Consider the following 15011-nt stretch of genomic DNA (forward strand, 5'->3'; position numbering starts at 1 on the left):
AACAACCAAATAAATCTTTTTATAATATCTTATAATGGGTGATTTTTTACAACAATCACCCATTATTCGTTTTCTTTTTCTTCTTCTATTATTTGATCAAATGCAGTTTTCAGATCTTCGTCGCTTGGTTCTGGTAGCTTTTGCATAGCTGATAACTTAGGTTCAAAAGTAAACTTAGCGTAAAATGGAAAATGATCAGAACCAATTTTTGCCCCCCTATGCACCTCTTTAATTCTAAAATGAGCCGATGCGAATACATGGTCTAAAGGCCAACGCATAAACCAACTTTTAGCATTATAGGTACTGTAAAAACCTCGCCCTTTTCGCAAATCTAAAAGTCCGCTTACCTTTTGAAACAAAGTAGTAGTCTCAGACCAGGCAACATCATTAAAATCACCCAATACAACGACAGGAAATTTAGATTCTCTAGCTAATCGTGTAACTTTCATCATCTCTGCATCCCGGTCTACTGAAGAAGGATTGTGCTGTGGGGCTGGTGGTGCTGGGTGAATTGCATAGAGTTGTATGGTGTCTTTAGTTTCTAATATTATTTGCGTGTGAATTGAAGGGATCGAATCTTCAACCATATAATGCACAGCAGCGTTGTGTGATTCCAATTTAGAGAAAAGTACCATTCCATAAGTATTCTCCAAAGGCACTTCAACGGTATACCTATAAGTTTCTGCTAACTCTTTTTTTAATATATTTATCCATCGAGTGTTCGTTTCTGTAAAAACCATAAGATCTGCATCATTACTTTTAATGTCAGATAACAGCTCTTTTATTTTTTTATTCTCTTGTAGCACATTTGCCGTGTAAATACTAAGCTCATTAGATGCAGAAGGGCTGGAATTCTGAACCTCATAATGAGCAAATGCAGTGTACGGATATATTTTCAAACTCTGAAATACAAAGCATAGGCCTAAAACAAGCACGAAGAGGTAATCTATAAAATTTCCAAAATTAAACTTAAGAAAATAGACCAGTAGTGCTAACAACGTAAGCAACGTAAGCTGAAGGTGTGGGAAATCAAAAATGCGAATGTACCATTGGTTTGCCGAGATATACGGAAATATTGTCAAGAGGATTGAAATAACCCCAAAAACCCTAAGAAACACCTTGATTTTCATGGAACATATTTAAAAAAATTACTGACTTGAAATCTTCTACGATTTTAAAGTTTTTAGATTATTTCTTTTTCGCTTTCTACTTTTTAAATATTTATAGCCCATATATCCAAATTGAGCACCTATAAGTACCAGTTTTATTTTTTTGCTTTTGACAAACAATTTTGCCATTCCTATTAGTGGAGTAATCTTCATAATTTTTATTTTAAAGGCAAGGTACCTACAAGTAAAATATGCTGTTTGTTGAAATGAGTTAAATCTTAACGCATTAACTTAAAGAATTACAGCCTATATTTTACGGAAATGGGTAAATTGAGTAGATTACTAATTATTCAACTGATCTAAATCCTATTGATTATCAAATACTGATGTTAAAACCTTTTATACTATTACGGATTGAGATTTGCTACAAGCAGATTTAAACGTAGCGGTTAGTTTTAAAAATAAGTTTGAAATAGGAGGAGGTTACAGAACAAGCTCTTCTCTTAACCTATTGGCCGGAGTATATCTTTTTGATAGCGTCCGGTTTATATATAATTACAACCTAAGTACCAACAAATCTCCGCTAGGAAATACACATGGGTTTGTACTTAGTTATCAATTTGGCGAAGGGTATGCTATTGATTAATATCTTCTAATTAAGGTTGTTGCTTCTTAAAAATACTTAGAAGCATGTGAAAAAAATAAATAATTTGAGCTATTATAAAAAGTAGTATTCCCAGATAATTTAAAGTTTCAGAATATACTGTAATCTCATAAAATCGTTTTGTAGAACTTAAAAAATTCACATTACTGTATTCTAATAGTATCAATGTGATGGCTAATAAGCTCATCCACACATGAATCCTACTTAACCAAGAAAAGATTCTTTTGTTATAAAAATTCAAGAGAAAGTAACCCATACCACAGACAAAAAACCAGTACCCCAAAACCTGCAGTAGTGAACTTTTAGAGAGTACATAATACGTATCATAATAGCTTATATCGATCGTTGAATCATCGTTAAAAAAATAGTTCAACAAATAAATAACAAAACATAGCGCAGTAAAAAACCAAAGAATAATATGCGGTTTTTCTTTGAGTGAGCATATATTTTTAATATTCAACATATAACTAATCTACTTCACCCTTACTTTTAATACCGTTGCTGTAGTAATATTTATAAAGTAAATTGTTTGCGCTACAAGAAATAGTAAGATTGATGTCCAAGCAATTACAGATTCGACACCATCGTTGTTGGTAAATTGATCAACAACGATACCTAGCAAACTTAATAACGTGGCAATCAAATGAATTTTAGTAAGGGAATAGATTGGTGTTATCTCATATTTTTGTAAAATAAAATACCCGAATCCACATAGCAAAAACCAAAGAGATCCTAATAGAAAAATATGTGAATGCGCTACTACTAAATACGTTTCCCCTAAAGTTAATAGAAAATTAGTATCAATCTTAAAGAAATACGAAATGCAGCACCCTATTGCTAGCAAGGCCCCTATAAACCATAAAACTAAATGCGGCTTGTTCTTTAACATGTTGAGCTCCTATTATTTTATCATTCCTAAATTGATAATTTCTTGCTCAGTCAGAGGTCTCCAATGTCCACGTGGTAAATCTTTTTTAGTAAGTCCGGCGTAAACCACAAGGTCTAGCTTAACGACATCATAGTCTAATTTTTCAAAAAGTCTACGCACAATATTGTTTCTAGTACTAAATATTTCAATACCAACTTGTGTTTTCGGAGCATTCTCGATATAACTAATATCTTGTATTCTTACAATACTCTCTTCTATCTCAATACCTTCCTTTATCCGTTTAAGGTCTGTACTTTTCAAAGGCTTGGTTAATTCTACGTGAAAAATTTTACGCAACCCATTTTTAGGCGAATTTAAACGAGCCGTTAAATCACCATCATTGGTAAATAACAATAAGCCTGTTGAAGCCTTATCCATTTTACCTACAGGAAGTAATTTTGCTTTTGATGCATTAGAAACTAAGCCCATTGCAGTTCGATTACCTGAACCATCTCTAGTAGATGTAGCAAAATCTTTAGGCTTGTTTAATACGATATATTCTTTTTTGATTGGATTTAAAAGTCTACCATCAAAACGAACTTCGTCTGTTAGCTGAACTTTATATCCCATTTCAATGATAGGCTTGCCATTAACAGTTACACTACCTGCAGCAATATAGATATCTGCTTCTCTACGAGAACAAACACCTGAATTTGCTACATACCTATTTAGTCGTAGAACATTTGGGTTAGAAGGCTTTCTCGTTTCTATCTTCTTCTTAATGGGAGCGTTACCTCTCGCATAACTTTTCTTTCTAAATGTTCCCCCTTCTCTTCCTGATGACTTATTATCATTGTTGGAATCTGACCTACTCATAACTAAAATATTTCCGCAAAGGTAATAAAGGAAATCGGATGTATAAGCAAACTAGCCTTTGATTTAACTGTCTAGGTTAGATAAAGTTAAAATTAGTTCTTAATCGGTGTACGCTACAGTAGATTGTCGCTCTCTATTTACCGTTAACTTAGTAACATCTGGCCTAGAGTAATGCCCTACCACATCAAAATTCTGACGCTCTTCATATACCCGATTAAAATCTAAGGTATGATAGATAAGACCTTCCGTATCCAAAACAGGTTCTACAAGCCATTCCCCATCTGGGCCAGCAATACATGATCCTCCATTCGCTAAAACTTCGGGAGATTTTTCTAAAATTGCTTCTATATGCGGAGTAGCTTTAGGGAAATCTGTTTTCTTCATTAGAGAAGATACAGATATTACATAACTACGAGATTCCCGTGCAATAAAACGAGTAATATCTTTGGTATTATGGTCACTACCTGGCCAAACAGCAATATGTAAATTTTCTCCTAAACCGTAAAGCGCTGTACGAGGTAATGGCATCCAATTTTCCCAACAGTTTAACCCACCAACCGTAAATTCTTTTAAAGGATGAACTTGCAAACCATTACCGTCTCCTGGAGCCCAAGTTAATCGCTCATCATAGGTAGGCTGCAATTTTCGGTGCACAGATTTTATCTCTCCTTGTTCATTAATATAGACAAGTGAACAGTAAATACTATGGCCTCCTCTATTTTTTGCACGTTCCATAATACCTAAATAAATGGCTATAGAATGCTCCTTTGCTAAATTACAAACAGCGTCTAGTTCTCCTGCTTCAACCTGTATCGCATTACGAACATAGTGTGCGTGAATTTCTTTATTTACTTTTAAATCCCAAGAAGCACCTTCTGTTAGTGCCAACCAAAATGGATATCCTGGTAATAACGCCTCACCAAAAACTATTAATTCTGTTTTTTGAGCTGCCGCTTCTGCAATGGAAGATTCTATTTTCTTTAGGGTTGCTTCTTTATCTAGCCACACAGGAGAAATTTGCGCTAAGGCTACTTTAAGTAAATTATTCATCTATAAAATTCTATTTAATACCAGATCTACATTAATCAACAAGATACTAAAAACCCCTGCAATAATGATAAGCTTTAGAATATTATGTAATAAGATGTAGTGTTTTTTAGAATCTGAACGCAACAACAAAACTAGGCATAGCAACAGCAAAACAACACAAGCTATGAAATAGCCGTACATGTATCCTACATCAAATTTAAAGATTAATAGCATGGAAGGAATTAAAGTGAGAAGAAACAACATACCAATAATAGTTTTTGAGGTATTTTCCCCATAGAGAATAGGGATCGTTTTATAATTCTGAGCCAAATCTCCTGCCATATTCTCTAAATCTTTGATGAGTTCTCGTGCTAAAATCACTAAAAATAAAAATAGTGCATGCACAAATATGACCGATTCAAAGTTTTTATAATATACAAAAACCACAAAAAAGGGTGCTACGGCAAGTGTGGCCGAAATAAAATTTCCAACAAATGGGATTCTTTTCAGTTTGTGTGAATAAATCCAAATTCCGAAAATATACGAAGAGAAAAACAAAACAGCTTTGAAAGAAACATAGCTTGCGACCAAGGCTGCTAAAAAATTTAGGACAAAATAAGTGCTTAGTTTAAAACGCTGACTCACCAACCTATCTAGCATTGTTTTGCGCGGCTTATTTATCAGATCTTTTTCCGCATCGTAAAAATTATTTATGATGTAACCCGCTGCAATAACCATGGCAGAAGATAAAACAATAAGGAAAAGGTTAAAATCAAAAACCACCTTGCGAAGTGGTAAATTAGGTGATAAGATATAAATGGATGCTAAATATTGAGCGATTACAATAATTAAAATATTGTACCCCCTAACAACAGAAAACAGACTCAATAACTTTAAAAGCAGGAGCTTGTTTTTTCTATTAAGCATGCGGATTGTTTTTAGAAGTTATAGACTACTTCTAATTTATGACCATTCAAGGATTTTTTAGCTTTCTCAAAATCTTCGGTAAATCCTAGGATATAACCACCACCACCAGAACCACAAAGTTTCAAGTAGTATTCGTTCGTATCAATCCCGTGTTTCCAAAGTTTATGAAACTCCACTGGAATCATTGGTTTAAAGTTATCTAAAACTACATGAGAAAGTTGCTTTAAATTTCCAAAAAGAGAACTTACGTTACCGCTAACAAAATCTTCTACACAAGCATCTGTGTGTTTAATAAATTGTTCTTTTAACATTTTACGGAAGCCTTTTTCTTTCATTTGCTCCATAAAAATTTGCACCATTGGCGCCGTTTCTCCAACAATACCACTATCTAATAAAAACACAGCACCTTTACCTTCTGCATTTTGAGAAGGAATGCTAGTGGATTCAATATTGTCTTTAGAATTAATTAAAATAGGTAAGCTTAAGTAACTATTTAAAGGATCTAGTCCTGAAGACTTCCCATGAAAAAATGATTCCATTTTCCCAAATATAGTTTTTAAGGTCAGTAATTTTTCTCTAGTAAGATTCTCTAAAACTGTTATTTTATCAAAGGCGTATTTATCATATATAGCAGCAACTAAAGCACCGCTACTCCCTACACCATATCCTTGTGGTATTGAACTATCAAAATACATTCCTTGAGCTACACCCTTTTTCAATAAGGCTATATCGAAAGCTACTAGTTCTGGGTTTTCTACTGCTAATTCTTCAAGATATGCAGCAAAACGCTCCAAACTTTCATTAGATTTCTTTGCTTCATCCGATAAATTATCATCCGATTTTAAAGCTCCTTTAAAAAAATTATAAGGTATGGACAATCCTTTAGAATCTTTTATAATTCCATATTCTCCGAAAAGTAAAATTTTTGAATAAAATAATGGTCCCTTCACCTTTTTGATTGTTTTAACTTAGCACTAAATTAACAAATTATTACACTTTAAATGAGCTTCAACCCATTTATAAGTGTAAAAATCACTTTAAACCTTCCTCAATAACGCAAATAATTAGCTTTAATTATAGTCGTTAGGCATTCATTTTTAATTGTTTAGCACCAAATCCAATTCGGTCACAAATATACTGCTGGTTTTCACAATATGCAATTAACTCTTCTTTAATAAATTGAAAAACAATATCTTTTTCATTTTCAGGATAGAGTACATGAACATTGGCTCCTGCATCTAAAGTAAAGCAAACATTAGAACCAGATTTTTCTCTAAACTCCCATATTTTATTGATGATTTCCAAAGTATTGGGTTTCATTAAAATAAAATAAGGCATACTTGTCATCATCATAGCATGTAAGGTTAAGGCCTCACTTTCTACAATAGCTATAAATTCTTTTAAATCACCGCTTTTAAAAACAGCAATCAATTTATCTAAATTGTCATGCGCTTGTTCAAACCGCTGTGTTGCATAGGGATGATTATGCATTAAATTATGCCCTACCGTACTACTTACTTGCTTTTGACCTTTATCTACGAGTAAGATAGTATCATGAAATCGTTTAAAATTGTCGTGTACGACATAAGGATATTTTATTCCGAACAAATCTGAACTCCCTTTTGTTTTTTCATGCTTACCCCATTGCACAATATCACCCTCAATACTTCTACATGCACTCCCCGACCCTAATCTGGCTAAAAAAGATGCTTTCTGAACGAAATAATCGTCGTTCATTTCTGGATTAAGTTGTTTTTCTAAAGCCACCATACATAAAGCTAAAGCAGACATTCCGCTTGCAGAAGAAGCGATACCACTACTATGCGGAAAAGAATTAGATGTTTCTATCGTAAAATGATACGCTTTTAAAAATGGTAAGTACACCGCTACCCTAGAAAAGAAAGTCACTATCTTTGGCTTAAAATCTTCCTTTACCTTCCCTTCAAACCATAAATCAAATGAATAATTATCTGATAATTTATCCAGTTTTTTGAAAGAAACTGTAGTCGTGGTAGCACAAGCATCTAGCGTAAAACTTATAGACGGATTCTGTGGTAATTGATTTTCTTTCTTTCCCCAGTACTTAACCAAAGCAATATTACTAGGTGATTTATAGCTTACTTTACCTTCTGTAATTGTTTGGTTATAAGCCGAAGGGATAAAGTCTTTTTCAATCATGAAGTTTCAATTTTGTTACAAAGATAGTTTTTAAGTGCAATTCCATTATTAACAATAAAATTAAATCACTATTTTAGATGCGAGACACCCACATGTATTTTGAAAAAACAAATATATTATATTAGTATCGCTGTTGCCATTTGCTTGGTTATAGGATTTTTATCTAGCTTTGCCACAAAGGCCTCTATTTTAGACTGGTATCCTGCACTTAACAAACCTAGTTTTAACCCACCTAACGCTGTTTTTGCTCCAGTTTGGAGTGTATTGTATGTGATGATGGGTATTTCAGCCGGATTGGTTTGGGCAAAAGGATTTCATCATATATGGGTAAAAACCGCTTTGTACCATTTTATATTTCAGTTGCTCTTTAATGCCTTGTGGAGTATTGTCTTCTTTGGATTAAAGCAACCCTTCTGGGCATTGGTGGTGATTTTGACACTATTGATCCTTATTATACTAACTATCCGCTGGTTTAAGGTGGTACATACTACGGCCGCGTACCTTCTTATTCCTTACTTACTTTGGGTTTGCTTCGCCACTGCACTAAACTATAAAATCTGGGAACTTAATTAAGAACCTCTGAAAGCGCCACTAATTTAGACATCGTCTTATAATTTCTCGTGGTTGCTTGGATTTTTAGTTTTCGCTCAAAAAAATTATTGTTGCACTTTGCTTTACCATAACCTACATTACATTTTAAATAAATGCATGCTGATGCAATGCTAAATTCTTCATTTAAAAATGTCTCTGATTGCAATTTTTGCTTCAGAGAATCTATTGGAGGTGTTATAAGAAGCACAAAATAAGAATGGTTTGCCGCTAAGGTTTCAATAGCTAAGTATGGCGAATTTTCTAAAATTAATTTAAACTCTTCTGCATAAAAAAGCAGTATAGGAACCTCAAAATCAACTGTTTTCAACATTAGACTTTCAATAGTGGCTATCAAAATCGACTTTGATAATTCATCTGATTCAAAAACTACATTACCACTTTGTATATAAGTTTGCACATTTTTCAAGCCTAACTTTTCAAGGGTGCGCTTTAAATCTACCATCTTAATCTTTTTCTGACCAGAAACATTTATGCCTCGTAAAAGTAGAATATAGGTTGTCATAAACTTATTTTTTTAGCGGCAATTGCCTGAGCAGAGATATATCCGCTAGTCCAGGCATTTTGAAAATTAAAACCACCTGTTATGGCATCCACATTAATAACCTCTCCTGCAAAAAACAAATTGGTTACTATTTTGCTTTCATAGGTTTTAAAATTTATTTCTTTTAAATCTACCCCGCCGGCGGTAACAAATTCTTCTTTGAACGTACTTTTACCATCTACTTGATATTCTCCTGCGGTTAATTCTTTTGCTAATTGCTGTAATTGAATCTTAGTAACATCTGCCCATTTCACTTCTTCTGAAATATCTGAAGCCTTTACGAGATGAACCCAGAGCCTTTTAGGAATAGCTACTGCATTTGTACGCAACACCGTTTTTTTTGCTTCTACACCTTTTATCTGTAATAGTAATTGCAACATTCCTTCCTCTTCATACTCAGGAAGCCAATTTACCTTAATTTTAAAACGGTAATTCCAATCATTCAACATTCTAGCACCCCAAGCAGAAAGCTTTAAAATCGCTGGTCCGCTCATACCCCAATGTGTAATTAACAAAGGCCCCTCTGATACTAATAGTGCTTTAGAGGCTACTTTACTTTTTAAATTGATAGTTACTTTACTTGGCAAGGTTTTTTCCAACACTTCTACCGAAGCATACGTACTTACTCCAGGAATACCATCTATACGATCATCTTTAATATTGAAGGTAAATAATGATGGAACTGGTGGTACTATCGTATGCCCTAATTTCTCTAAAAGTTTCCATATTTTAGGATTACTCCCTGTAGTAACTAGTATTTTTTTAGCGTAATATTTTTTCTGAATAGAAGCTATCATCCAACCTTCCAGAGGAGATTCCTCAGATTTCTGAACAGTCTCAATAGCTACTACAGAACTATTTCTAAGTAATTTTATACCCAAGCGCTCTGCTTCACTGGTAAAACAATCTACTATGGTTTGCGAGGTATTACTTTCCGGAAACATTCTTCCATCTTCTTCTATCTTAAGTGTAATTCCTCTTTTATCGAAAAAAGCAATAGTATCTCCACTGCAATAAGTATGAAAAGGTCCGCGTAATTCTTTTTCTCCTCTTGGGTAATTTTTAACCAATTCATTAGGATCAAATTCTGCATGTGTTACATTGCAGCGCCCTCCACCAGAAACTTTAACTTTTGTTAGTACTTCTTTACCACGTTCTAGTATGGCTATTTTAAAAGCAGGATTTGCTTCTGCGATATGGATTGCAGCATAAAAACCAGCTGCTCCGCCACCTACTATTATAACATCAAACATTATTTATTTTATTCTTTCTGGAAAGTTGGTAAATACACCATCTACACCAATTTGTATCATTTCATCAATGGCATCCGGCTCATTGACAGTCCATGGATAAATTTTAAAGCCTGCTGCTTTTATTTCATCTGCTATTGCCAAAGTAAGTTTTTCAAAATCTGGATTAATAGCCACTGCCTTTAAATCTTTTGCTAAAGGTAAGGCTTCTCGCGGATCGTCATTTTCTATCAATACAGCAATTTTAATCCCCGCATTTTCCATACGCATCACTTTAAGTTCCTCCCAATTAAAACTTGAAATTAAAAAATCATCTGACACCCATCCCTCTTTGAAGTATGCTGATATAATGCCATTAACATCTTTAGCAGTTCCTGCGCCTTTCAATTCTATATTTAAAGGAACCCTTCTATCAATTACATTTATCACTTCCGTTAGTAAAGGTATCTTATGATTTCCTTTTACAGTAACTTTTTGCAATTGGCTCCATGTATATTCTTCTATATTCCCTATCCCATCTGTTAACCGGTCAATAGTATCATCATGAAAAACAACTATTTCTCCACTTGCAATTTTGAAGACGTCAATCTCTATCATATCCACGTCTAATTCTAAAGCTTTTTTTATAGAAGGAATTGTATTTTCGGTCTCGTGACCCATTGCTCCACGATGTCCAATAACTAATAGCGATTTATTTTTCATACACGAACTGGAAACAAGTAGAAAAAGAAGCATTGTTATGCTCTTCATATCTATTATTTTAATTTAAAGATAAATGATTCTAAAGGCTTTATTTGAATTGAGAACTCACCTCTTTTAGTATCCGTCACTTTTAATTCAGGATTTGAATCATGGTATAATTGATCTTCCATTGGAAATGTTCCTGATGACAGCTTCCATTTTTCAATCATAAACTCCGGGACTTTTAATGTAAGATCGTACGTCTTTTCTTTATCAAAATTTGTAACTATAATTAATTTTTCATCATCAGACCATCTACAAAATGAAAATACACGATGATCATAACCCTCTGTGTGGTCCTTATTATAATAATGAATTTCTTGATATTGCCCCATCAAAGCACTACTCCCAATGGTGAAATTTAAAAGACGTTTATAAAAATCTCGTAAATTTTTCTCGTCTTCAGTAGACTGTCCTCCGTCAAATTTTTTATTATTCACCCAACGTTGAAATGTTGGCACTCCAATATAATCAAATATTGATGTTCTGCTTGGGCTCCCAAAACCTGCGTTCTCTGCTCCCGGCTCTCCTACTTCTTGCCCAAAGTAAATCATGGTAGGCGCCGTACTCAAAGCAGCAGATACCACCATTGCAGGCTTTGCAATTTTAGGATCTCCTGCAAATTCAGGACTCGCGATACGCTGCTCATCATGATTTTCTAAAAAGCGAAGCATATGGTGCTCGATATCTTTCATACCACGTTCTACCGTTTCTATATGATCTGTCCACCCATGACCCGCCATGATATGTTTAAGACTATCATAGAGTTCTACCTTATCATACAGATAATCCATTTTCCCTTTATGAATATAAGTCCGATACAAATCAGGATTATATACTTCCGCCAATAGAAAAGCGGTTGAATTTTGCATTTTGATGTTTGAATTCATATAGCTCCAAAACTCCACTGGCACCATTTCTGCCATATCAAAACGAAAACCATCTACTCCCATTGCCAACCAATACAATGCGATGTCTTTAAATTTCATCCATGAATCTGGTACATTTTTACCTTCCCAAAACTCAAAATGGCTTTTATAATCTTTGGCATCAAAATTATCAGGAAGCACCTCAAAATCATAAGAACCATCTGGCCGTACTCCATAATTAACTTTTACAGTTTCATACCAATCATTCCTATCTGGTTGTGCTAATCTAGAACCATTACCCGTCCATCTCGCAGGAATCTCAGTATATTTTCCATCTGCCAAACTAATCTTTTCTCCTCCTAGAGGCTGATATCCATCTTGCCATTGCGGAACTTTAAACTCCGCATTTGGGATGTAATAAAAATTATTATCCCGATGGTATTCTACTGAGGTATCATCAGAAGCTCCAAATGGCTCTTGACCTTTAGGGGTTGTTTTACCTTCATAATTGCGCGCCACATGATTAGGAACAATATCAATAATAAGTTTTAAACCTACTTTGTGCGTACGCTTAATTAATGCTTGAAACTCTTTTAATCTATTTTTAGGATCATCTGCTAAATCTGGATTTACATTGTAATAATCTTTTACCGCATATGGAGAACCAGCTCTACCTTTTACAATATCCGGATCATCATTAGAAATGCCAATTGACGTATAATCTCTAATAACATCATGATGGGGAATACCGGTATACCAAATATGTGTTACACCTAAATCTTTAATTTCGGTCAACGCTTTTTCTGTGAAATCAGAAAATTTTCCCACTCCGTTTTCTTCAATAGTCCCCCAAGGTTTATTGGTCGTATTTGTATTTCCAAAAAGACGTGTAAACACTTGGTACACCACTTCCTTCTTTTTAATTGAACTTGTAGGTTTCATGATTTTTTCTTCTTTTTTATCATTCTTACAGGCAAAAATTATGATTAAAACAAGTAAAGCATACCATTTTCTCATCGATACACTTTAATTAGAAACTACCGTTTCTTTATTAGGAGTAATCACCACACGCTTTCCATGTACCCGTATAGAGGTCTCTTCTGTACCTTCTAGCTGAAACTTCGTTTCTTTTTGCGAAACAGTTACTTTTAAGATGCGCTTTCTAAAATTAATTTTAAAGGAATAAGTCTCCCACTGCTCTGGAATTCGAGGAATAAAAGATAATTTATCTTCAACGACACGCATACCTCCAAAACCTTCTACAATACTCATCCAAGTACCTGCCATTGAGGTAATATGCAATCCTTCTTCTACCTCCTTATTATAATCATCTAAATCTAATCTAGAAGTGCGCAAATAAAACGTATACGCTTGTTCCATTCTATTTAATTTAGAGGCTTGAATACTATGTACACAAGGAGACAAAGATGATTCATGTACCGTAAATGGCTCATAAAAATCAAAATGCTTCTCTAATGACTCCAGCGAAAATTGATCTTCAAAAAGATAAAATCCTTGCAAGGTATCTGCTTGTTTTATATAGGGAGAACGCAAAATGCGATCCCAACTCCATTTCTGATTTATAGGGCGTTGAGATTTTGGTAAATTAGCTACCGTTATTAATTCCTTATCTAAGAACCCGTCTTGTTGTAGAAATATATCATGCTCTTTTGAAAAAGGAAAGTACATGTTATTAGCTACTTCTCCCCATTTTTCTGTCTCATTTTCAGAAAGTTTAGTGACCCCTATAATCCTGTGATAATCTTCTGAATACCCATCTTTAACCTTTTCAAGTTGCTCTAAAGCGTAGCTGATACACCATTTTGCTAAATAGTTTGTATACCAGTTATTATTAACATTGTTCTCATACTCATTAGGACCAGTAACTCCTAAGATTACATAACTTTCTTTTTGGGTAGAAAAAGTTGCTCTCTGGTGCCAGAAACGCGCAATTCCGATAAGGACCTCTAGCCCCATTTCTGGTATATATGTATAATCTCCAGTATAACGGTAATAATTATATATAGCAAAAGCTATGGCCCCATTTCTATGAATTTCCTCAAAGGTAATTTCCCATTCGTTATGACACTCTTCGCCATTCATGGTTACCATAGGATATAATGCTGCACCATTAGAAAAACCTAATTTCTGTGCATTTTCAATTGCTTTTTCTAAATGATTGTATCGGTATTCTAAAAGATTACGCGCAACTTTTTGCTCCTTAGTAGCCATGTAAAACGGAATACAATACGCTTCTGTATCCCAATAGGTGCTTCCTCCATACTTCTCTCCTGTAAATCCTTTTGGACCAATATTTAAACGAGAATCTGTTCCTAAATATGTTTGATTCAATTGAAAAATATTGAATCTAATGCCTTGTTGTGCTTTTACATCACCTGCAATGGTAATATCACTCATTTCCCAAATCTTAGCCCATGCTAATTTTTGTTTTTCTAAAAGCGAATCGAAGCCTAAGCTTGATGCTTTTTTCAAAGCTGTTTTTGCTGCCGCAACCAAGGCTGATGCTTTATGGTTTTGATCTACGGTATACCCTCCAAATTTTTGAAGCGTTACTGTTTCTCCCTTTTTTACTTTTTGAGAATAAGAATGTTTTATTAAAAATTCTGTTCTTGTCTCTGCAGGTTTTTGAGCACTAACCTCACCCTTATACAGCAACTGAGATTGCATAAATGTGCAGGTCGCAAAATTAGTTTTCATGGTATGTGCTTCAATAAAAGCCTGATTCATTTCTGAAGAAATAGCCGTAGTATTCCAAAACTTATCATCCCAATTACTATCTTCATTGGTGATACCACTATCTAAATAAGGTTCAAAAACAATCTCAGCATCTGACCCAACTGAAGTGAGTTCATACTGAATAGCTCCTATTTCATTGATATCTAAACTTAAAAAGCGAGTTGCTTTAACCTTAACCACAATATCATTGGGCAATGTTGCCTCAAAAGAGCGTTGATACCAACCCTCTTTCATATTAAGCTCTCTATTGTAGCCAGCAACAGCTTTACAAGTATTTAAATCTAGAGACACTCCGTTTACGAGAACATCAATGCCAATCCAATTTGGCGCATTTAATACTTTCGCAAAATATTCTGGATACCCATTTTTCCACCACCCTACACGTGTTTTATCTGGATAATAAACACCTGCTATATAGCTTCCTTGAAAGGTATGACCCGTATATTTTTCTTCAAAATTAGCACGTTGCCCCATGGCACCGTTTCCTATGCTAAATAAACTTTCTGAAGATTTTACACGTTCTTTATCAAAACCTTCTTCTATAATTGACCAATCATTTGGCTTTATATAATCTTGATTCATTCTTTTAA

The 15011-nt window shown here is 34.3% G+C and carries 14 protein-coding genes; 2 read left to right on the top strand and 12 right to left on the bottom strand.

Annotated features, from left to right (window positions below):
* Window positions 1-62: 62 nt before the first annotated feature.
* Window positions 63-1130 (bottom strand): endonuclease/exonuclease/phosphatase family protein, encoded by a 1068-nt coding sequence (locus BLQ19_RS10340; RefSeq protein ID WP_074538305.1) that lies wholly within the window; start codon window positions 1128-1130, stop codon window positions 63-65.
* 400 nt (window positions 1131-1530) lie between these two features.
* Here BLQ19_RS10340 and BLQ19_RS10345 point away from each other — a divergent pair, with 400 nt between their 5' ends.
* The gene (locus BLQ19_RS10345; protein WP_024479040.1) at window positions 1531-1755 is read left to right on the top strand and encodes a type IX secretion system membrane protein PorP/SprF; all 225 of its coding nucleotides are present in this window, start codon (window positions 1531-1533) and stop codon (window positions 1753-1755) included.
* Between the two features lie 490 nt (window positions 1756-2245).
* Here BLQ19_RS10345 and BLQ19_RS10355 read toward each other — a convergent pair whose 3' ends face one another.
* The 6 genes from BLQ19_RS10355 to BLQ19_RS10380 all read right to left on the bottom strand — a co-directional run bounded on the left by BLQ19_RS10355 (window position 2246) and on the right by BLQ19_RS10380 (window position 7651).
* A complete protein-coding gene (locus BLQ19_RS10355; protein ID WP_034667757.1) occupies window positions 2246-2662 on the bottom strand; it encodes a hypothetical protein in 417 nt (138 codons plus the stop codon).
* Window positions 2663-2674: 12 nt separating this feature from the next.
* Window positions 2675-3517 (bottom strand): pseudouridine synthase, encoded by an 843-nt coding sequence (locus BLQ19_RS10360; RefSeq protein WP_029444985.1) that lies wholly within the window; start codon window positions 3515-3517, stop codon window positions 2675-2677.
* A 99-nt stretch (window positions 3518-3616) separates the two neighbouring features.
* Window positions 3617-4567, bottom strand: a complete 951-nt coding sequence (locus BLQ19_RS10365) for a carbon-nitrogen hydrolase family protein (protein ID WP_025613798.1) — start codon at window positions 4565-4567, stop codon at window positions 3617-3619.
* Window positions 4568-5473, bottom strand: coding sequence for a geranylgeranylglycerol-phosphate geranylgeranyltransferase (locus BLQ19_RS10370; RefSeq protein ID WP_024479044.1), 906 nt, complete (start codon window positions 5471-5473; stop codon window positions 4568-4570). It abuts the gene before it with no gap.
* A gap of 11 nt (window positions 5474-5484) precedes the next feature.
* Window positions 5485-6423, bottom strand: a complete 939-nt coding sequence (locus BLQ19_RS10375; RefSeq protein WP_074538307.1) for a mevalonate kinase family protein — start codon at window positions 6421-6423, stop codon at window positions 5485-5487.
* 133 nt (window positions 6424-6556) lie between these two features.
* Window positions 6557-7651, bottom strand: coding sequence for a diphosphomevalonate decarboxylase (locus tag BLQ19_RS10380; protein ID WP_074538308.1), 1095 nt, complete (start codon window positions 7649-7651; stop codon window positions 6557-6559).
* Between the two features lie 99 nt (window positions 7652-7750).
* On the opposite strand from BLQ19_RS10380, the gene BLQ19_RS10385 reads away from it, so the two are divergent.
* On the top strand, window positions 7751-8224 hold the full coding sequence (locus BLQ19_RS10385; protein WP_025613801.1) for a TspO/MBR family protein: 474 nt from the start codon (window positions 7751-7753) through the stop codon (window positions 8222-8224).
* Here the strand turns inward: BLQ19_RS10385 and BLQ19_RS10390 are convergent.
* Genes BLQ19_RS10390 through BLQ19_RS10410 form a run of 5 tightly spaced genes read right to left on the bottom strand, consistent with a single transcriptional unit; the run spans window position 8217 to window position 15003 of the window.
* Window positions 8217-8765: a DUF1697 domain-containing protein gene (locus BLQ19_RS10390; protein WP_074538309.1), complete on the bottom strand. Its 549-nt coding sequence runs from the start codon at window positions 8763-8765 to the stop codon at window positions 8217-8219. The two genes, BLQ19_RS10385 and BLQ19_RS10390, sit on opposite strands and share 8 nt — an antisense overlap.
* Window positions 8762-10057 carry a BaiN/RdsA family NAD(P)/FAD-dependent oxidoreductase gene (locus BLQ19_RS10395; RefSeq protein WP_074538310.1) on the bottom strand — a complete coding sequence of 432 codons (1296 nt, stop codon included), beginning with the start codon at window positions 10055-10057 and terminating at the stop codon, window positions 8762-8764. Before BLQ19_RS10395 ends, BLQ19_RS10390 begins: the two co-directional genes overlap by 4 nt.
* Before the next feature lie 3 nt (window positions 10058-10060).
* Window positions 10061-10804 (bottom strand): glycerophosphodiester phosphodiesterase, encoded by a 744-nt coding sequence (locus tag BLQ19_RS10400; RefSeq protein WP_074538311.1) that lies wholly within the window; start codon window positions 10802-10804, stop codon window positions 10061-10063.
* A 5-nt stretch (window positions 10805-10809) separates the two neighbouring features.
* Window positions 10810-12681, bottom strand: a complete 1872-nt coding sequence (locus tag BLQ19_RS10405) for an alpha-amylase family glycosyl hydrolase (RefSeq protein WP_074538312.1) — start codon at window positions 12679-12681, stop codon at window positions 10810-10812.
* 9 nt (window positions 12682-12690) lie between these two features.
* A complete protein-coding gene (locus BLQ19_RS10410) occupies window positions 12691-15003 on the bottom strand; it encodes a glycoside hydrolase family 65 protein (protein WP_074538313.1) in 2313 nt (770 codons plus the stop codon).
* Window positions 15004-15011 lie beyond the last annotated feature (8 nt).

Source organism: Cellulophaga baltica (assembly GCF_900102165.1).
GTDB lineage: Bacteria > Bacteroidota > Bacteroidia > Flavobacteriales > Flavobacteriaceae > Cellulophaga > Cellulophaga baltica.

Bases quoted from the DNA above. Each gene is read 5' to 3' on its own strand.
- BLQ19_RS10380 (WP_074538308.1), bottom strand. From the start codon at position 7,651: ATGATTGAAAAAGACTTTATCCCTTCGGCTTATAACCAAACAATTACA.
- BLQ19_RS10340 (WP_074538305.1), bottom strand. From the start codon at position 1,130: ATGAAAATCAAGGTGTTTCTTAGGGTTTTTGGGGTTATTTCAATCCTC.
- BLQ19_RS10360 (WP_029444985.1), bottom strand. From the start codon at position 3,517: ATGAGTAGGTCAGATTCCAACAATGATAATAAGTCATCAGGAAGAGAA.
- BLQ19_RS10355 (WP_034667757.1), bottom strand. From the start codon at position 2,662: ATGTTAAAGAACAAGCCGCATTTAGTTTTATGGTTTATAGGGGCCTTG.
- BLQ19_RS10410 (WP_074538313.1), bottom strand. From the start codon at position 15,003: ATGAATCAAGATTATATAAAGCCAAATGATTGGTCAATTATAGAAGAA.
- BLQ19_RS10365 (WP_025613798.1), bottom strand. From the start codon at position 4,567: ATGAATAATTTACTTAAAGTAGCCTTAGCGCAAATTTCTCCTGTGTGG.
- BLQ19_RS10400 (WP_074538311.1), bottom strand. From the start codon at position 10,804: ATGAAGAGCATAACAATGCTTCTTTTTCTACTTGTTTCCAGTTCGTGT.
- BLQ19_RS10370 (WP_024479044.1), bottom strand. From the start codon at position 5,473: ATGCTTAATAGAAAAAACAAGCTCCTGCTTTTAAAGTTATTGAGTCTG.
- BLQ19_RS10390 (WP_074538309.1), bottom strand. From the start codon at position 8,765: ATGACAACCTATATTCTACTTTTACGAGGCATAAATGTTTCTGGTCAG.
- BLQ19_RS10405 (WP_074538312.1), bottom strand. From the start codon at position 12,681: ATGAGAAAATGGTATGCTTTACTTGTTTTAATCATAATTTTTGCCTGT.
- BLQ19_RS10395 (WP_074538310.1), bottom strand. From the start codon at position 10,057: ATGTTTGATGTTATAATAGTAGGTGGCGGAGCAGCTGGTTTTTATGCT.